At 33.3% G+C, this 20,151-nt stretch carries 17 protein-coding genes and 1 pseudogene; 13 read left to right on the forward strand and 5 right to left on the reverse strand.

Annotated elements, in window-relative coordinates; genetic code table 11:
* Window positions 1-5: 5 nt before the first annotated feature.
* Both HCD_RS05955 and HCD_RS05960 read left to right on the forward strand, forming a co-directional pair.
* Window positions 6-608, forward strand: coding sequence for a 6-pyruvoyl trahydropterin synthase family protein (locus tag HCD_RS05955; RefSeq protein WP_014659676.1), 603 nt, complete (start codon window positions 6-8; stop codon window positions 606-608).
* Window positions 609-613: 5 nt separating this feature from the next.
* On the forward strand, window positions 614-1,369 hold the full coding sequence (locus HCD_RS05960; RefSeq protein ID WP_014659677.1) for a 7-carboxy-7-deazaguanine synthase QueE: 756 nt from the start codon (window positions 614-616) through the stop codon (window positions 1,367-1,369).
* Window positions 1,370-1,497: 128 nt separating this feature from the next.
* Here the strand turns inward: HCD_RS05960 and HCD_RS05965 are convergent, their stop codons facing one another.
* The 5 genes and pseudogenes from HCD_RS05965 to HCD_RS05985 form a co-directional block, all read right to left on the reverse strand.
* The gene (locus HCD_RS05965; protein ID WP_014659678.1) at window positions 1,498-3,198 is read right to left on the reverse strand and encodes a DUF262 domain-containing protein; all 1,701 of its coding nucleotides are present in this window, start codon (window positions 3,196-3,198) and stop codon (window positions 1,498-1,500) included.
* Window positions 3,199-3,261: 63 nt separating this feature from the next.
* Window positions 3,262-5,061, reverse strand: coding sequence for a translational GTPase TypA (gene typA, locus HCD_RS05970; RefSeq protein WP_014659679.1), 1,800 nt, complete (start codon window positions 5,059-5,061; stop codon window positions 3,262-3,264).
* 67 nt (window positions 5,062-5,128) lie between these two features.
* Complete coding sequence (locus tag HCD_RS05975) at window positions 5,129-5,992, reverse strand: glycosyltransferase family 9 protein (protein WP_014659680.1); 864 nt, start codon at window positions 5,990-5,992, stop codon at window positions 5,129-5,131.
* Window positions 5,958-7,603, reverse strand: a pseudogene (locus tag HCD_RS05980) (class I SAM-dependent methyltransferase). The gene HCD_RS05975 and the pseudogene HCD_RS05980 overlap by 35 nt, the downstream one beginning before the upstream one ends.
* 2 nt (window positions 7,604-7,605) lie before the next feature.
* Entirely contained in the window at window positions 7,606-8,709 is a 1,104-nt protein-coding gene (locus HCD_RS05985) for an outer membrane protein (protein WP_014659682.1), read from the reverse strand.
* A gap of 119 nt (window positions 8,710-8,828) precedes the next feature.
* Between HCD_RS05985 and gltX the strand changes: the two genes are divergently transcribed.
* From gltX to HCD_RS06040, 11 genes are all read left to right on the forward strand, one after another.
* Window positions 8,829-10,223: a glutamate--tRNA ligase gene (gltX, locus tag HCD_RS05990; protein ID WP_014659683.1), complete on the forward strand. Its 1,395-nt coding sequence runs from the start codon at window positions 8,829-8,831 to the stop codon at window positions 10,221-10,223.
* 268 nt (window positions 10,224-10,491) lie between these two features.
* Window positions 10,492-11,031, forward strand: a complete 540-nt coding sequence (locus HCD_RS05995) for an outer membrane beta-barrel protein (protein WP_014659684.1) — start codon at window positions 10,492-10,494, stop codon at window positions 11,029-11,031.
* A 334-nt stretch (window positions 11,032-11,365) separates the two neighbouring features.
* Window positions 11,366-12,607, forward strand: a complete 1,242-nt coding sequence (locus HCD_RS06000) for a cation:proton antiporter (protein WP_014659685.1) — start codon at window positions 11,366-11,368, stop codon at window positions 12,605-12,607.
* Between the two features lie 100 nt (window positions 12,608-12,707).
* Window positions 12,708-14,444 (forward strand): M3 family oligoendopeptidase, encoded by a 1,737-nt coding sequence (locus HCD_RS06005; protein ID WP_014659686.1) that lies wholly within the window; start codon window positions 12,708-12,710, stop codon window positions 14,442-14,444.
* Window positions 14,429-14,926 (forward strand): hypothetical protein, encoded by a 498-nt coding sequence (locus HCD_RS06010; RefSeq protein WP_014659687.1) that lies wholly within the window; start codon window positions 14,429-14,431, stop codon window positions 14,924-14,926. Before HCD_RS06005 ends, HCD_RS06010 begins: the two co-directional genes overlap by 16 nt.
* 23 nt (window positions 14,927-14,949) lie before the next feature.
* Window positions 14,950-16,437 (forward strand): DUF5644 domain-containing protein, encoded by a 1,488-nt coding sequence (locus HCD_RS06015; RefSeq protein WP_014659688.1) that lies wholly within the window; start codon window positions 14,950-14,952, stop codon window positions 16,435-16,437.
* Between the two features lies 1 nt (window position 16,438).
* A complete protein-coding gene (locus HCD_RS06020) occupies window positions 16,439-16,753 on the forward strand; it encodes a hypothetical protein (protein WP_014659689.1) in 315 nt (104 codons plus the stop codon).
* A gap of 9 nt (window positions 16,754-16,762) precedes the next feature.
* Entirely contained in the window at window positions 16,763-17,539 is a 777-nt protein-coding gene (locus HCD_RS06025; RefSeq protein WP_014659690.1) for a TerB family tellurite resistance protein, read from the forward strand.
* A complete protein-coding gene (locus HCD_RS06030; protein WP_014659691.1) occupies window positions 17,536-17,769 on the forward strand; it encodes a hypothetical protein in 234 nt (77 codons plus the stop codon). The genes HCD_RS06025 and HCD_RS06030 overlap by 4 nt, the downstream gene beginning before the upstream one ends.
* Before the next feature lie 36 nt (window positions 17,770-17,805).
* Window positions 17,806-18,237: a hypothetical protein gene (locus HCD_RS06035; protein ID WP_014659692.1), complete on the forward strand. Its 432-nt coding sequence runs from the start codon at window positions 17,806-17,808 to the stop codon at window positions 18,235-18,237.
* Between the two features lies 1 nt (window position 18,238).
* A complete protein-coding gene (locus HCD_RS06040; protein WP_014659693.1) occupies window positions 18,239-20,137 on the forward strand; it encodes a motility associated factor glycosyltransferase family protein in 1,899 nt (632 codons plus the stop codon).
* Window positions 20,138-20,151: the final 14 nt, after the last annotated feature.

Genomic DNA, 20,151 nt, shown 5'->3' on the forward strand with positions numbered 1-20,151 from the left:
TTTGAATGATTATTAGAAGATTGTATAAATTCTGTGCTAGTCATGTAGTGCGTAATTGCTCCTCTTTAAAATGTGCTCAAAATATTCATGGGCATAATTATGAAGTAGAAGTCTTTATTGAAACTAATCGCTTGGATAATGCGTGTATGGCATTAGATTTCGGGCTTATGCAACAAGAAATGCAAATTTTCATAGACTCCTTTGACCATGCCCATCATTTTTGGGATAAAGAAAGTGCAGAATTTCAGCATTTTATAGAAACGCATTGTGTGCGCTATGTCAAATGCTCGTTTAATTTGAGTGCGGAAAGTTACGCTTTGATGTTTTTATACTACCTAAACTTAATTTTACAAAAAAGCGCTTTTTCTAATAACGAAGGGGAGTTAAAAGTCTCTAGCGTGCGTGTGCATGAGACTAAGAACGGCTATGCCGAAAGCTTTTTAAAAGATTTAGAAAACCCCCATTTTAAAGCACTAGTTCATAAAAATTGCGTGTCTTTTTCACAAGGCATTCAAAACTTATGGCAAGACAAGAATTTTTTTAACAAAATCATTAGCGATGAAAACAAATGCTTTTTTCACGCCAAACCCCCACATCAAATCCCTTAAAAATAATGAAACTTCCGGTAGTTGAGAGCTTTTTTTCTCTCCAAGGCGAGGGCAAAAGGATAGGCAGACCAAGCCTTTTTTTACGCTTAGGGGGGTGCAATCTCTCTTGTAAAGGCTTTAATTGCAAGACCACGCTTAATGATGAAATTCTAGTGGGTTGTGATAGCTTGTATGCCGTGCATTCTAAATTTAAAGATTCTTGGGATTACTATAGCGAACCCAAATCCTTGATTAAACGCCTAGAAACTCTAACCCCAAGCTATCATCATTTTGATTTGATACTTACCGGTGGAGAGCCAAGCTTGCATTTTAATAACCCCATTTTATTGAGTGTTTTAGAATATTTTCATCATCATTCTATCCCCTTATATGTAGAGAGTAATGGCTCTATCTTTTTTGAATTTAGCCCTATTTTAAAGGAGTTGCATTTTACTTTAAGCGTGAAACTCTCTCTTTCTTTAGAGAAAGAAAACAAACGCATTAATCTTAAAGCCCTACAAAACATCTTAGATAATGCTAAAAGCGTGAATTTTAAATTTGTCTTAGATAGCATGAATGCCACTCAGTCTATTACAGAAATTCAAAACCTTTTAAAACAACTTACCTTAAAAAATAATGAAATCTTTTTAATGCCCTTAGGCACAACAAGTCATGAACTAGACAAAAATCTAAAAGCCCTAGCCCCCCTAGCCTTAGAGCATGGCTATAGTCTTAGTGATAGGCTTCATATCCGCCTGTGGAATAATGAGAAAGGGTTTTGAAAAACCAACAACACAAGATGTAAGTAGAACATGATTTAAGCCAAGTCTATAACTAAAAACTTGTCAACACCACTAATAAACATTAGATACAAAATACAAACACTAAAAACATATTTAGTCTATTAAGACTAGGACAACAACACTTCCTTTAATTTTTTTATGATAGCCTCTTCTCTTTTTTCATAAAAATCTTCTAAATTTTCCCATTCTAATTCTAAATTAGGCTCAATATAATTTCTTTTTTTATACTCTTCTATAGCTTGTTGATTATCCTTATATTCCTCTTTTAGCCAAAATTCTAGGTCTTTATCTTTTTTAGCCATGTTCTCTGTGCCTTCTAAAAGCTGGAGATTATAAAGATAATTTTTCCAATCATAGCATTCTTTATCTAGCTTTTTATTTTTTTGATTAAACTTAGATTTAGGATAAATATGGTCTATATGAAAAGTGGTATTTTTATAGTTTAGATGTAGATATAAAACCTGTAAAATAGGCAAAGTCTGAAAATCACCATATTCATAATATATCATATCTTCTATCATATCATTGGTAATTTTTAAAGGATTTTTTTCATGTTTAGCTAATGTTTGATTAACTTGTTCAAAGGTTTGACTTTCTTTAATAGTGTTAGCAATGATACCTAATTTTGTATCTGTTGAATTACTAAAATAGCTTGTGATTTGAGCGTTACGCACAAATTTAAGGGCTTGTTCTTCATCGTCTTTATTTATTTTTTGATTAAAAAAATAAAAATAGGCTAAAGTAGACAGAATATAGGCTGAGCTTAGATGACCTGCATAACCAAAAGATTGCAATAATTCTGTAGCCTTATAGATACTCTCTATAATTCTTTCGTAATCTTGCTCAATTTTTTTGATGTTTTCCTTGTTAAAATTTTCTAATTTAAAAGCGGTGTTACTACCAATTAAAAGCAAACAAGTTTTTAGCGCTTGGTCTCGCCCCATATTTGAAAAGCTTTTATCTTTTAAATCATCTACTAGCTTATTCATTTTTTCTCTAATATCACTTGAAAAGCTTGCTGTTAAAATAGACATCAATAAATCTGAATGGCTTAATTGAGTTCCACCACTATTAACACGGATAAAAATATTTAAAACTTTATCAAGATTTTTTTCTTTTTCTTCAAAATAAGAGATAAGTTTGTCTCTACAAAAAGTATTTTGTAATTTTTCTAATAATTCTGTCTCTTCATCATCTAAATTGTATTCTCTTGCGTATTTTGTAACACTCTTTAATTCTAAAATATCTCCCACCTTAAACCAAAAATGTTTTTCATCATTTTTAGGCGTTTTAATATGAAATTCAAATTGAAAATTATCTTCTGGGTCATCTGTATTTGGTCGGTGCTTTAAGTTTAAATACAAACATTTTTCTTCATAAGAGCTAGGATAATCAGCTTTACAATAAGGCTTTTTAAGTGTTCTAGTGCCTTTAAGTCCAATATAAAGCGAAGTTAAGCGTTGCTGACCATCTAGAACAATATACAAATCATCAACACTGATTTGTTCAACATTAATTTTTTCATTGTGGCTATTTCGCACATCATAATTTTCAATAAACTTATAAAGCTGAAAATTGAGTTTCTTACTACCTTGGTTGTTACTTGTTGCTATATCACTTTTTTGCAACTTCCAAAACAAAAAAGAACTAATGGGATAACCCCTAAGAATAGAATCAAAAAGTTGCTCTACCTTCTTAGCATCAGCATTTTTGAGCCACACATATTCACGCTGAATGTCAGGCAGAAAATAACGCCTATTTAAATCATCTATTACATCTTTAATGCTACTATCTAAAAACACACCCATAGAATACTCCTTTATTTACCTTTATCAAAACACACTTTTTTTAAAAAAGCATGTTTAATATACTTATTTCTTTGCCCTTTTTCTCATATTGGGGTCTAAAATCTTTTTTCTAATTCTTAGATTTAAAGGCGTAACTTCTAAAATCTCATCTTCTTCAATCCATTCTAACGCCCTTTCTAACGCCATAGTTCTTGGAGGAGTGAGCTTAATCGCATCATCGCTCCCACTAGCTCTCATATTGGTTAAATGCTTGGACTTAATAGGGTTAACATCTAAATCATTATCTCTACTATGCTCGCCTATAACCATGCCTACATAAACCTTAGTTTGTGGATTGACAAATAAGACACCCCTTTCTTGGATATTAAAGAGCGAAAAAGCGGTTGCTTCGCCATTTTCCATACTGATTAACGCCCCATTTTTGCGAGACTCCACACTTCCGCTAAACTCTCTAAATTCTAAAAAGCTATGGTTCATCACGCCTTCACCCTTAGTGTCGGTCAAAAACTCACTTCTATAACCTATAAGCCCCCTTGCTGGGATTTCAAATTCTAATCTTGTATAGCCATCACTCATAGGATTCATGGCTTTCATCTCAGCTTTTCTCTTGCCTAATCTCTCAATGATAGCCCCACTAAAATCTTGGGGAGTGTCAATCACTAAATGCTCAAAGGGCTCGCATTTTTTACCATTCTCTTCTTTAATGATTACTTCAGGGCGTGAAATACTAAATTCAAACCCTTCACGGCGTAAATTCTCCGCTAAGATTGTGATTTGTAATTCCCCACGCCCACTCACTTTAAACTTACCTTCACCCATTTCTTCGCATTTCATAGCGATATTAGTTTGCATTTCTTTTAATAGTCTGTCTTTAAGCTTGTTAGCGGTTACATGTTTTCCTTCTAGCCCTGCTAGGGGTGAATCATTGACCGCAAAATACACGCTCATGGTAGGTTCTTCTAAATGCATGGGGTCTAAGGGCATAGGATTAGATGGGTCAACTACACTATCGCCTACATCCATTGCATTAAAACCAGCAATCGCCACGATATCACCCGCATAGGCATTTTCAATCTCAGTTCTTGCTAGTCCTAAAAAGCCTATAAGTTTAGTGATACGCCCACTCTCCTTACTCCCATCGCTCTTCATTAAAAGAACGCTCTCATTCTTTTTAACCGAGCCATTAAACACTCTTGCAATACCGATTTTTCCCACATAGTTATCATAATCAAGTGTGAAAATTTGCATTTGTAACGGCTCATCTACGCTTCCGCTAGGACTTGGCACATGCTCTAAAATCGTTTCAAATAAAGGCTCTAAATTTTTCTTTTCATCATCTAAATTTTTCATCGCATAGCCATCTCTAGCGGCGGCATAAACTACAGGAAAATCTAGTTGCTTATCATTAGCCCCCATGGCTACAAATAAATCAAAAACCTCATCTACCACTCTATCAGGTTCAGCAGCAGGCTTATCAATTTTATTTACCACAACAATGGGGCAAATTCCAAAGCTCAAAGCTTTCTTAACTACAAATTTTGTTTGAGGCATGACCCCTTCTTGAGCATCTACTAAGAGCAATACGCCATCTACCATTTTTAAAACCCGCTCCACTTCGCCCCCAAAATCAGCGTGTCCGGGAGTGTCAATAATATTGATTTTAGTGTCTTTATAATGAATAGCAGTGTTTTTAGATAAGATGGTAATACCTCTTTCTCTTTCTAAATCATTGCTATCCATAACCCTTTCATCTACCTTTTCTCTCTCACTAAATGTGCCAGATTGAGAGAGCAAGCCATCTACTAAAGTGGTTTTTCCATGGTCAACATGCGCAATTACGGCGATATTTCTAATATTTTTCATAAATATTCCTATTCTAAATTAAAGGTATAAAAGCTAGAAGTATAATATATTTTAACTTGATAAAGGTTTAAGCAGTTTGTGTTATATCTAACCCTAAAATTTTAAATTTTTCTCTTAAATCTTTTTTGATATTAACACTTCTATGGGCTTTTAGAAGGCATTCATTTTTGCAATTAGGTGGCATAAAATCATCATTATCCCTATAGAAAAAGATAAAATAATTTTTCTTCAAGTAGTAAGTTAAATGGATTAAAAACGAATCCCCACCAATATACAAATCACTTTCTAAAATAAGATTTTTAACTTCTTCTAAACTTGTTTTGGTGTAGTAATAAGCCACTTCATCTTTTAAAAAAAGATAGCGTTCTTCAAAATCTAAAAGCGTGATAGAAAAGGGTTTTAAAAGTTTTAAAACAATTTGTAAATGCTCTAAAGAAATATTTCTATAATTTTCTCTAGTAAAGGGGTTAATCAAAATCTTTTTGGGGTTTTCCAAGCCAATAGAATATTGAGTGCTATCAAAAACATGCCCATAAATTTGTGAAAACAACTCCTGGCGGTTTTTATAGATATTCTTAATTTCTTTACTTGGAGTGCTTACTTGAATAAACTTAGATAAAAGAGAGCTTCTAAAATCTTGTTTTTCTAAAATCAAATGCTTGATTTGGTGTTTTTTAACCGCTTTTAACAACAGCAAAAAGTCCTTTATCGCAAAAATAACGCCTTGTTTTTTAATCTCATAAAAAGCTGGCACATTTTCAAAAATAGGCGTGATTTCAAAATGTTTTTCGCATTCCAAAAGTTTGGCAATTTTTAAAGTTAAATGTGTGCCTAAAATTTTAAGGGGTTTTTGTTGTTTATTGGCTATTTCTTTTAAAAGACTGAGCGTAATGAGATTATCCCCTAAGGCTAGAAGACAAGCAAAATGCATGATTTTTCCTTATTGTTTGATTGCAAAATGTTTAGGGTCTAATTTTTCTATTCCTAAACATTTTAAATAAGTTTTTTCATCAAACTTATCGTTAATAAACTGCGTAAATATGGGTAAGCATTCTAAATCTTTTCTTAAAATCTTATGCGTTCTAAAAAGTTTTTCAAAAATAAATTGCATTAAATCGCTGTTTAATAATTCTTTTAATGCGTAAGATTGAATAGGGAAATTTTCTTTTAAAACAAACATGTTTGCACTATTTAAAAAAAGGCGTTGCTTGGTATCACAAAAAAAGGCAAGTTTTGAAGAAATAAATTTATACACGATTTTTTCTCTAGCCTTGTATAGACTTAAGGGAGCGACTTGCTGGCATTTAGATAAATCAGCGTTAATAAATTTACTAGGGGGTTTTAAGCTATCCTTTAAAATATCTGAACCACTAAAAATAGGAATGGTATTCTTTTCTTGCTTGGAATATAATTTTTCTTTATTGTTGCCTGTAACAATCCCTAAAGCAAAATGAGCGTTATCTTTTAAAGTCATATGGGGAATGGAAAAAAGATGGTCTAAAACTTCATTTTCTTTACTAGAGCAATAGATATTAAAAATCTTTTTAGGGTTATTAAAAAAAGAATAAGGCGAGCGTTTGAACTCATTATTTTGATAAAAGCAAGAGATTTTTTCATCATTGTTAGGGGTTTTTTTAAGCACTAAACCCACAGCTCTAGTCATTAAGGTTTTAAAAGGTTTGTTAAAATCCATTAATTTTTTGATTTGAAATGTGAGAGCGATTTCTCGCATTTCACTAAACACATCAATATTCAAACAACTTTCTGGCAATAATAGTCCCAAATGAGCGTTTTCTTTCAAGCAATTCAAGCTCGCCATAAAAAATAGCGACGCACTATCTAGGCTTTGAGAGAGATTAAAACGCTGTTTGAAACTTTCTTTTTGGTTTTTAGGGTATTTCTTACCCCATGGTGGATTAGTGAAAATGCAATCAAATTGTGGGGTATGTTCTAAATTTAAAAAATCTTTTTGCAAAATATTAGGGCAATCTAAATGATAACGCTCTTTAATACGCTCTTTAGTTAAAGCGATAGCAAAGGCATCTATATCATAGCCATAGATATTTTCAACCTTGAAACCTAGTTTTAAGGCACGCATAATAAAATTCCCACTCCCACAGCACGGGTCGCAAAATGTCGCCTTAGATACATCAACATCTTTAGGAAGTGTAAAAAGTTGCTCTATTATTGTATTTGGAGTGTAGTAAATGCCTTCCAAATTTCTATGAGCATTAGAAAGCTCTTCTTCATAATGAGAACCTAAATTTTCTAAAAGAGAGCCATTTTCTAATTTTTTGAGATATTTTAAAGTGAGTTCTTTATGGTTGTGTGCGTCTTTTAAGGATTTATTAGCGTATTTATTAAGCTTATTTTTTCCTAAATGGTTTTGACAAAAATCTAAAAAAGAGCTAGTTTTGACATAAATTTTACTATCAATTTCTATGGTCTCTAAGAGATTGGTTTTTATCCAATTATGCACGCTACTATGAGAAACATTGAGCGAGTGAGCGATTGTTTCAATAGAAGTAGCGTTTGAAAGCATTTTTAAAAATTATAAACATAGCCAAAATTAAAAACCATAAGGCGTTTGAAAAAAAGCTCAGAGTTAAGCCCATTGCCATGCGATTCAAAATAAGAATTGATTGCTAAAGGAATTTTTACTCCCATTTCAAAGCCATTATGCTTATCAACATTAATACGAAAACCAAAATTTAAAGGAATTTGAAAGTAGCTTGTGTGCATCTTGGCACTATAATTGGGTAGATAATTATTAATAAAATCCATTTGACTAATCCATGCACTCGCACCTTTTCCTACCCAAGAGCTTCCTGCTAACGCAAATCCCACATAAAAACCAGCACTAAAATGCGTTTGTAAATTATCTATAAAATTAAGAAGATAATCCACGCCAAGCCCATAGACATTATTATTCATTTTGCCTAAACTTGTTGTGCCATTGCCTACAAATTTTGGGTTAGAATAGCCATAGTCATAGAATAAGTAGTAGCGAAACCCTTGATTTCTTTTTTTACCAAAGAAATGCTTGTAACCCACGCTTAAACTCACTCCATACATGCTTGAAATATTTTTAGAGTAAGTTAAGGGGTCAAGCGTGTTGAGCGAATGAGAAATTCCAGTCACTTGAGATGAAAGATGAGAAAGAATGCTATTTTGAGACTGAGCGAATTGAAGCTCTAGGTTTTTTAAATTAGTCTCAAATTCCGAAGGTTTAGTCAAGGGATTAGTAATAGGTTCTTGCATTTTTTCTAACGCTTGCACTAAATTAGGGTTTGAACTCGCACTATTGCTAATGACAATAATCTTTTGAATATCTTGTACAGTGGTTTTTAAATAGTGCAAGCCAAATGCCATGTCAATAGGGTTTTTAGTATCTTTTAAATTAGTGTTAATATATTCAAAGTTTTTTGACATTCCTTTCACTTGATTTTCAACCTTATTGAGTTGAGCGATTTTATTTTGAGCGTTTTCAATTTGAATAATACGCTCTTGATTTAAAAAAGGGTCGTTTTTTTCTACTGCTTTCATTAAAGAAAATTGCACCCCAAATCCTACAAACGCTCCATTCTCTTCAGCCAAACAAAAACACATTAAGGATAATAAATACAATAATATTTTTTGAACTCGCATAAATTTACCTTTTTAAAAATAATTTCAATAATACCCTACTTTTAATAAAAATACCGATAAACCAATTTTTAAGCCATTTTTGAATACAATAAGAGCATTTTATTTTTAAGGTTAGAATAATGAGTTTGATTGTTACTCGCTTCGCCCCATCGCCGACTGGGTATCTCCACATAGGGGGGTTAAGAACAGCCATATTCAATTATCTTTTTGCACGAGCTAATCAGGGAAAATTTTTTTTACGCATTGAAGACACAGATTTGAGTCGTAATTGTTTAGAAGCGACCAAAGCTATCATAGAAGCCTTCAAATGGGTAGGACTAGAACACGATGGAGAGATACTCTATCAATCCAAACGCTTTGAGCTTTATAAAGAATATATCCAAAAACTCTTAGATGAGAATAAAGCCTACTATTGCTATATGAGTAAAGATGAACTAGATACTTTAAGAGAAGAACAAAAAGCTAGAAAAGAAACCCCACGCTATGATAGCCGCTATCGTGATTTTAAAGGCACACCCCCTAAAGGCATAGAGCCTGTAGTAAGGATTAAAGTGCCACAAAATGAAATCATTAGCTTTAATGATGGAGTTAAAGGCGAAGTGAGAGTGAATACAAGCGAATTAGATGATTTTATCATCGCACGAAGCGATGGCACGCCTACTTATAATTTTGTCGTTACTATTGATGACGCTCTAATGGGAGTTACAGATGTGATTAGGGGAGATGACCACCTTTCTAACACCCCTAAACAAATCGTGCTTTATAAGGCTTTAAATTTTAAAATCCCTAATTTTTTTCATGTGCCTATGATTTTAGATGAAGAAGGGCATAAATTAAGCAAACGCCATGGGGCTACTAATGTGATGGACTATAAAGAAATGGGCTATCTTAAGGTGGCTCTACTTAATTTCTTGGTGCGTTTAGGATGGAGCCATAAAGACCAAGAGATTTTTAGCATGCAAGAATTATTAGAGTTGTTTAACCCTAAGGATTTAAATTCTTCGCCTAGTTGCTTTAGCTGGCACAAACTTAATTGGCTCAACGCTCATTATTTAAAAAACCAAAGCACACAAGAATTACTAGAACTTTTAAAACCTTTTAATTTTAGCAATACCACTCATTTAAACCCCGCTCAATTAGATTGCTTATTTGACGCTCTTAAAGAAAGGTCTCAAACCCTACAAGAATTAGCCCTTAAAATAGATGAGGTTTTGAACGCCCCTACAGAGTATGAAGAAAAGATTTTTAAAAAACTAGATAAAGCACTCGTTGTGCCATTGTTAGAAAAGTTTAAACTTGAATTAGATAAAGCTAGTTTCAATGATGAAAATACTTTAGAAAATGCCATGCACAATATCATTGAAAAAGAAAAGATTAAAGCAGGTGGCTTTATGCAACCTTTGAGATTAGCTCTACTAGGAAAAGGGGGCGGAATAGGGTTAAAAGAAACGCTTTTTATTTTAGGTAAAACAGAGAGTTTAAAGAGAATAGAGAATTTTTTGAAAGCTTTTTAAGGCTAGAGTTTTTTAATTTTGAAACGGATAACAGGCTTACTCAACTTAGCTTTGTTTAATGATTAGATAGCAAAAATAGAGCATTTTGACCATCTTTTTTGCATCTTTACATCTAAATTTGTCTCATTCTCTCGTTTTGCTACTCTCATAAAGCCACTAGATTACACAGAGTTTGACCACAATCAAATGTCAGTAGCTTGAAAATTTTAATTTTTTTAAAAATAACCGATCTTGAGATGTGATTTTAATTCAACACAAAGGATTATTTATGATTAAAAAAATTGCTTGTATTTTAAGTTTAAGTGCGACCTTAGCCATTGCGGGCGAAGTGAATGGATTTTTTATGGGTGCTGGTTATCAGCAAGGTGCTTATGGCTCTTATAAGGGCGAGTGGAAATATGCTGGAACCTTGTATGGATTAAATGCGAAACTAGGCTTTCAAGGTTTTGCAAATAAATGGTTTGGTGCTAGAATCTATGGCTTTTTAGATTGGTTCAACACACCTGCTAACGCCTACAATAAAAAGGACAATTTATTCACTTATGGTGGTGCTGGCGATATTATGCTTAATATCATTCCTCTAGATAAATTTGCCTTAGGTATTTTTGGAGGCGTACAACTGGCTGGAAATACTTGGATGTATCCTAGTTTTAATGCAACTAGATTTCAGTTCTTATTCAATGTGGGCGGAAGAATGCGTATTGGAAATCATAGTGCGTTTGAAGCGGGTGTGAAATTCCCTATGTTAAACCAAGGTGGAGTCCAACGCTATTATTCTTGGTATGTAGATTATGTCTATACATTCTAAAGCTGAACTTTTAGCTTTTTAATATTTTAGTCTAACTTGAGTTCCACTTGTTTAAAAGAAGTTGAACTCAAAAAGGCATTCACTAGGATAGAAAATTTGCCTTAGTTTAGTTATAATTCACTACTAAATTATGGCAAGTTTTTGGTTTGTAGTAGAATTTGTATTTGGGGTGTTTGAAGGGGTTTTGATTTTTAAACAATAATTACACATCATATTTCTAATCGTTTTTTTGCGGCTAGTTTTTTTGGAGTAATTTTTATTTTTGAAATGGGTTGTTTTGTTTGCTTTTATTTCTTTAGAATAAATCTATTTGGATTCACTAGGGCAAATTTTTATGGAAAATAGCACACTTTATATCATTGTTGTTGGCTTATGGCTTTCTGTAGGCTTTGGAATATTTTTGAAGAAATTAGATATTCCTGTTATTATCGGTTATATTTGCACAGGAACTGTCCTAGCAACCTTTTTTAAAATTGATGATTTTGATTTGCTATCTGATATTGGCGAATTTGGAATTGTCTTTTTGATGTTTATGATTGGTATTGAGTTTAATTTTGACAAGCTCAAATCCATTAAACAAGAAGTGCTGGTTTTTGGGCTTTTACAAGTTATTTTGAGTGCTTTAATCACTTTCTTATTGGGGTATTTTGTCCTAGGTCTTTCGCCCATTTTTTCCCTAGTTTTAGGCATGGGCTTTTCGCTCTCTTCAACCGCCATTGTGCTGAAATTCTTTGAAGACTCCAAACAGCTTAACACGCCTATGGGAAAGAGTGCTGTAGGTATTTTAATCTTTCAAGATATTGCAGCTATTCCTATGCTCTTAATCCTAACCATTCTCAGCAGTAAAGATTCTCATATCAACATGCTCATACTCAAAACCATCATTTCAGCAGGAATTATTCTGCTTATTTTGCTACTACCTGGCAAAAAAGGGGCTAATCTCATTTTAGAACACGCAAAAGACACGCATTTACCTGAAATTTTTATAGGCACTATTTTAGTGATTGTTTTTAGTGCGGCTGGGTTAAGCCACCTTTTTGGGTTTTCTATGTCCTTAGGGGCATTTATTGCCGGCATGGCGATTTCTAAATCACGCTACAAAATCAATGTCCAAGAAGAATTTGCACAATTAAAAAATCTCTTCTTAGCCCTTTTTTTCATCACCATAGGGATGCAAATTAATATTAAATTTTTTATAGAGAAATTCTTTGTCGTTATTTTTTTACTCATTCTAGTCATGGGTTTTAAAACATTTGTGATTTATGCTATTTTACGCTTTTTTAGAGATACCAAAACGGCTATAAAAACCGCTCTTTCTCTGGCTCAAATCGGAGAGTTTTCTTTTGTTATCTTCTTAAATTCAGGCTCTCACCAGCTCTTTAACCTACAAGAAAAAAAGGGGATTTTTGGTTTCTTACATGAAAAGAATATCTTACAAGCCACTCATAATGACATCCATCAACTCCTTATTCTTATGGTAGTCTTTTCTATGTTAGCCACCCCATTTATCTTAAAATATTTGGATTCTTTGGCTCAATTTGTCCTAGAAAATACCCATAGCCACACCAAAAAATGAGAAGCAAACCGCCTACAAAGTCCATTAGTTTGCTTGTATTGTAAGTGTTATGTTAAAATACACGCATGCGTTAATTTAAACAAAAATAAAAGGGGTTTTTATGCAAGAGCAAGAGTGGAATTTAAACGCCTTATTTGAAAATAAAGAAAGTGTAGAAGAGTGCCTAAAAGCGTTACAATTGACAACAAAAGATTTTGAAACGACTTATCAAAACCGCTTAAAAACCTTGAGTGCCACACAATTTTTAGAAGCCCTTAAGCATTATGAAAACCTGCTAGAAAAGATTTCTAGCGTAATGACTTATGCTTACTTGCTTTTTGCCAAGAATACCAAAGAAGCTAAATTTTACTCGCAATGCGAAATGGCTTGTGCTGATATTCAACAACACATTTTGTTCTTTGAGATTGAGTTTGTTAATCTAGACACCAAAAAACAACTGGCTTTCATTAAGAAATGTAAAAACCACGCCTTTTATCTAAACAATCTCATAGAGAAGAAAAAACATACCCTAAAACTAGATGAAGAAAGAATTGCACTAGCACTTTCGCCTGTTGGAGCGGGTGCGTTTAGCCGTCTTTTTGATGAACATTTATCTTCTTTGAAAATTCCTTTTAAAGAACAAACTTTAAGCGAAGAAGAGATTTTAGCTCTCTTACACAATCCTAACCGCAAAACTCGTAAGAAAGCTCAAAAAGCCTTTAGTGCTACTTTAGAAAAATCTCGTTTTTTACTTACCTACATTTTAAATATGGTGCGTAAAAACTTGCTGATTGAAACCAAACTAAGAAATTATGAAAAAAAAGAGAGTTTCCGCCATATTGACAATCAAATCTCACAAGACAGCGTGAATAGCATGATAGATATTGTGAACGCCAACTTTTCCTTAGTGCATCGTTACTACCATAAAAAAGCACAAATTTTAGGGCATAAACTCAAAGATTACGACCGCTACGCCCCCTTAAGCACTGAAAATGCAACCATGGCTTATTCTCAAGCTGTAGAAGAAACTCTTAATGCTTTTAAAGCCTTTAGCCCTGAATTTCATAAAATCGCTTCTAAGGCGATTAAAGATGGCTGGGTAGACTCACACCCTAGGGAGTTTAAGCAAGGGGGAGCTTTTAGCCATGGAGCAGTGCCTAGTGCTCATCCTTATGTGTTACTAAACTATACAGGAAATCGCAGAGATGCTTTCACTATAGCTCATGAATTTGGGCATATGATTCATCAGGAATTATCTAAAAAACAAGGTGTGTTAAACATGGATACGCCCCTAACCACCGCAGAAACCGCTTCTGTATTTGCTGAAATGCTACTCTTTGAACATTTAAAAAAGAGCTTGAAACAAGATGAGCTACTTTTTATGCTTGCAGGCAAATTAGAAGATATTTTTTCTACACTTTTTAGGCAAGTGGTTATGACTAATTTTGAAAGAAGAATCCATGAAATCGATGCAGAATTAGACACAAAGGACTTTGATAAAATTTGGTTTGAAGAAAATCAGCGGATGTTTGAAAGGAGTGTCAAACTCACTAAAAACTACCATTTGTGGTGGAGCTATATCCCCCATTTTATCCATTCACCCTTTTATTGCTATGCCTATAGTTATGGACAATTGCTCACTCTAGCCCTTTATGGACTTTACAAAAAAAGCGATACTAAAACCTTTGTTAAAACTTACACAGAGTTTTTGAGTTTAGGGGGTTCAAAAAGTCCTAAAGAATTAGTGGCTATGTTTGGTTTTGATATTGATAGTAAAGAATTTTGGGAAATCGGTATGCAAGAAGTCAGTCATTTGTTAGAAGAATTTGAAAGGTTGGTCGCATGCAAAGAGAGTTAAGGCTTTTAAACAATAAGCATTGTGTTGAATACTTGCAATTTTTATCCAAACACCATCTCAATTTCAGTCTCTTGTGTGAGAGAGATGCGATTGATTTTTCTCCAAAACTTCCTGAAGAAATTTATGAAAAATTTGGCACTTTTGTGCTGTTTGTTTTAGCTGGATACACTTTAGAGAGCTTGATGATTTATGAAGAAAATGTGCAATTTGAAGCTGGATTTGGTCCTAATAATATCGGTAGCATTGTTCAGGTAGATATTCAGGGCATTATACAAATCCTTATCAAAGATAGAGCTGAAAATATTGCCCTATTTAATCGCTGTGATTCATGCGAATTATTTATCAAAGAAGAGCCACTTAGCATTCAAGAACCTAGCAAAGATGAGCAAGATATTGCTAAAGAATTGTTAAATTCCAAGGAAGCCCTTTTTTCTAATTCCAAAAATCGTGCTATTTTAGAGAATTTACACAAACCCCTATAATTTAAATTAAAAGGACAAAGTTTATGAGCGTTTTGAAGTTACATTTAAAGGTCTTTCGTTTTGAAACAAACAAAGATTATAACCCAGCCTATGTGTCTTATTTCTTAGAATACCAAGAAGAGCAATACCTTTTGGATATTTTAAAACAACTTAAAGGCGTGAGTTATAGTGAAAATATCGCTCTTAAAATCAACCAAATTGCCGTGTTTGAAGACGCTAAAGTAAGTGATTTGGTGGTATTTTTTGGTAAGGAATGGGTGTTAGAACCTTTATCTAAACGCTACGCTTTAAAAGACTTAATCATTGATGAACAAGAAGTGTTAAAAAACTATGAAGATTTTTTTAAGGAAATACCCTACACCACTAAGGGCGAGAAAGAAGAATTAGAAAAGTTTATTCAAATCAATTTTATCAACCCCCAAACCAACCCTAAATACTTAGGCGATGGCTTTTTCCTGTATGTTAAATGGCTTATGAAGCGTTATCCTAGTCAGCAAAACAAATTGCTAGAAATTATCTCTAAAGCCGAAAGTGGCGTGATGAACTTTTTAAGCGTTGCAAATTATCTCTATAAGCACGATGATAATATTGACCATGAAATCTATGAATTGCAAGAAATGCTCACTAACTCCAAAATCAAACCATGGCAGGATTTTTCTAAAAATCTCTTAAGCCTTTATCAATACAACCCTAACCCCATTAAAACACCTAACCCCCCTAAGACTTGTGCCTTATTTAACGCCTATGCCAAACATCTCAACGCACAATCTCTTTTAAAAAGCTCCAAACTCTACCTAGAAAAAATGGGACAAAAAATCGTAGAACTACCTTTTTGTTACGATGGGGGCTATTATGGAAAGATTGTAAACACTCGTGAATTTCTCATAGCCTGTGCATATAATCTAGCTTTAGCCAAGGCTAATGGTGTGTCGCTTGTTTTCTGCGAAGAAGATGCGTATTTAAACATCTTGCATGCCAAAGAAATTTTAGACAATAATACTGAGCTTATTAGCTCTATCAATGAAGAGTTGAAAAAATACAAACTTGTTTATGAAAAAGGCGTTGAAGCCATTTATCTTAATGAATGGGTCAACGAATTTTTAGCATGGGAATTAAAAAGCCCTTTTGATGGTTTTTCAAGTGTCGCCTTTTCTCGCACTCAAAAGAGTGATAATTTTTTCAATAAAATCCATCTAAAAACCCCCATGCTTTTAGAAGCAAATCAAAATTACGCCCCCATTTTAGAAATCAATCAAGAGAGTGCTTTGTCTCAATGCGCTAACTTACGCTATTTAGGAATTGATTTGGGTGTGGATTTTTTAATCACGCATTCTTTAGGGCTTTTTGATGCTTTTGAGCGTTTAGGCAAACAAGCATCAAAGTTTTATAAGCGAGACCACGACAGCACGCCGACCTTATTTTTAGTCCAAGTCGTTCTTATGGCTATGGGAGAGAAAAATAAAGAAGCTTTAGGGCTTGACTCCCATCACCATAAAGTTACTTTCATTTAAAATGAATTCTTTCTTAAAAATCGCTTTGGCTTCTTTTGTCGGGGGGCTTTGGTATTCACTCAATGGCGAAGGTTCTGAGCTTATTGCATTAGGACTTTTTGTGCTGATTCTATTTGTCTTTTTCATAAGACCTGTTAGCTTTCAAGACCCAGAAAAACGAGAAGAATATATCCAACGCCTTAAAAGCAATCACGAAAGAAAAATCATCTTACAAAACAAGCAAAAAGAAGAGCAAATGCGTCTTTATCAAGCTAAAAAAGAGCGTGAGAGCAAGCAAAAACAAGAGCTTAAAGAACAAATGAAAAAATACTCATAAAGGACACTCATGGAAATCATTCTGTTAATTGTCGCAGCAATTGTATTGCTCTACTTCTACAACACACTCAAAGAATATTTGAAAAATCCCTTAAACCCCAAAATCAAAACCACTGAATATGATTTAAAAAATGACCCCTATTTGCTACAATCTAACCCCTTAGAAAAATTCAAGCAAAGTCAAGTCGGTGCATATATGCGCCTTTTAAGGTTTTTGGACACTCAAAAGAATGTTTTGGATAACGCCTTAAGAACACTCTTTGTGAATGAATTAGAGCGTTCCCTAAACAGCGAGCAACAAGCTTTAGCTAAAGAGTTTTTAAATGAGCCTATCTGCGAAGAAGAGAGTCTTGAATCATTGTGCGAAGAAATTGCTAATCACACTTATGGAGAATATATCAAACGCTTGAAATTAGTAGAATTTCTTATGCTATTAGCCTATGCTGATGGTGTTTTGGATAACAAAGAAAAAGAATTATTTTTAGATGTAGGAGCGTTTCTGCAGATAGAAAATAAAGACTTTAACGAGCTTTATGACAATTTTGAACGCTTCAATTTGATTGAAATTCCTATGTCTTTAGAAGACGCACAAAATCTTTTTGAAATCTCTAAAGAAACCAACATAACAGAACAAAGCCTAGAAGAAAAAGCCCTAGAATTAAGCACCCCCTACTACCACAAAATGAATTACCATAAACCCTACAGCGAACAAGAATTTGTGTCTTTGAAACAAATCGCTCTAGCTTCTCAAGTCTTAGAAGCGAATTTGGACTCTCAAAACCCATGAAAGATACAATTGAAAAGACTTTAGAGAGTTTTATCAAAGGATATACAATCAAAAAAAATCATCGTTATGCATCTTTTGATTTTTGCTATAACTATTTTAAATCTCAAATTTATAAAAAAGACAAGGAAAAAGCGTGTGCTATGCTTGGCTATTATTTAGCTAGCCATGTTGCGTGGCTCTGCTTTTTTATTGCAAAAAGTCAATTTAAAAGTGTATCTCCCTATCATTGATTTTATCAGCGAACCAAAGAAATATGGGGTATTGATGTGGATAATTACGATGAAAAAAATATAGAAAAAATAATAAACATCTATAAAGGGTTAGAACAATGTTTCAAAGAGCAAGGATACAATCCTAGTAAAACCCTAATCACAAAAATCATGTTAGGGGTGTTTGGAAATGTTTGTGCGTTTGATAGCTATTTTTGTGAAACTTTTAAAAATCTCTATAAAGACCATAAAGACCCTAAGCTGAAATGCAGTTTTGCAAGTTTTAGCCAAAAAGCTTTATTGTGTATTAGAGATTTTTATAATAGCTATGAAGATGTTATTAATCAATATGCCTTAAGCCAAAAAACTAGAATATTTAATTATGATAACGATTTTCTTTACAACTACCCTAAAACAAAAATTATTGATATGTTTGGGTTTCAGTATGGACTTATGCGTGATAAGAAAGAAAAATCATCACTAGGTTAAAATGTTACAAGCCCTAAAATTTTTTGATATAGCGTTTTTAGAAAAAGAAATTTCCAAGCGTTTTAGAGACAATTTACTCTTTTTTAAATCCTATAACCCTAATCTTTTTAACGCCCTAAACACCCCTTTTAAAAACTATCAGTTGCTTTTTGAAAATCATCATTTTAATCTTTTACACACGCCTACTAATGCTTTAAGCTACCCTAAAAACCAAATGATAGAAATCGCTTTTAATATGGCTCATAACCCCTTAAATAATCCTAGATGGTCGTTAGACAATAACAACCTTTCTTTAAATTACTTGCAAAATCAAAATAATAATAAACTGCCCCTAACTCTTAAAGCTACGCATAAAATCTTAAATTTTTTGCCAACAAATCATGCTCATAAACACTGCTCTTTAGGACAAAAATTCTTACCCCCTACGATGATTTATGGTTTGTTAGATGGTTTGTTTTTGGCGATTTTACAAGCTAAAGGTTATGCTTTTCATGCGCTTTATTTGTTTGAAGAAAATTTAGATTTGTTTAAAATCAGTTGCTATTTTGTGTGTTATAAAAAGTTGATTGAGCATGGGGCTAAACTCTTTATTCAAGGATTTTTTAATCCTAATGAATTAAAAATAGACTTTTTGAAACGCCCTATTACGCATTCTTTTTTGAAACTAGAAATCATGCCCTATAAAAGCGCTTTTAACACTCATATGCAAGAAAGTATTCAAAGCTGTTACAAGCAAGCCTTAAGGGGGTGGGGAAGTTTTGAAGATGAATTACTAGGATTTAATAACACGCTTAAAAACTTACCCCTATACAAAACTCTAAAGACTAAACCTAAAAAGATTGATGCCCCAATTTGCGTGGTAGGTAATGGGCCAAGCCTAGATTTACTCTTAGATTTTTTAAAAGAAAATGAAAAAAATTTCATCATTTTTTCATGCGGAACCGCTTTAAAGCCCTTAAAAAAGCATGGCATAAAAGTGGATTTTCAAATAGAAGTAGAACGCATAGATTATCTCAAAGAAGTTTTGGAACTTGCCCCCCTAAAAGACACCCCCTTAATCGGAGCTAACATGCTCAATCCTAAAGCCTTTAATTTAGCTAAAGAAGCGTTTTTGTTTATGCGTGGGGGGAGTGCGTGTGCGTATATAAGCCCTTTAAATATAGAGTTCAGCGCACCCTTTGTGGGTAATGCTGGAATAGCCCTAGCTTCTTTACTAAGTGATGAAATCTATTTGTGCGCTTTAGATTGTGCCTATATTAAAGGGTTTAAAAAACACGCTAAAAATTCCTATTACGAAAATGAAAAAGAAATCACTACCACGCATTTAATGAGCGTAGAAAGTAATTTCAAAGATTATAAAACCTTTAGTGATGCACTCTTTTTACTCTCTAAAGAAAGAATTGAAGAAGCCCTTAATTATTATAAGCCTAAAAAAGTCTATAATTTAAGCTATGGGGCTAAAATCAAAAACGCTCAAAGTTTAAAATATAATGATTTTAAACCTAAAAGTTTTGATAAAAACCAAGCCATCATTCACATTAAAAATGCCTTTAGTCCCCCAAATAATCCCCTTAACGATTTAAAAACTTGGCAAAAAAATCTTCTTGATTTTAAAAATGATTTTTCTAAGCATCTAGGCACGCCATGTAAGAGTAAAAAAGAAGTGTTTGAATGGGTGGATTTTTTAAATGCATTTTGTCAAACAACAAGCGCTAAAAACCCAGCACTAGGCATTTTATTTGAAGGGAGTATCGCTCATATCTTACAAAGTATCTTAATCGTTTCATTATATGTTGAGAAAAATGAGCTTATTAAATTTGTCCAACACTCTCAAAATACCCTAAAACAATTCCTTAAAAAAACTTGTTTATTGCTACAAATTAACTTAAATAAGCAATAACTAAGCAAACTTAC

Source organism: Helicobacter cetorum MIT 99-5656 (assembly GCF_000259275.1).
GTDB lineage: Bacteria > Campylobacterota > Campylobacteria > Campylobacterales > Helicobacteraceae > Helicobacter > Helicobacter cetorum.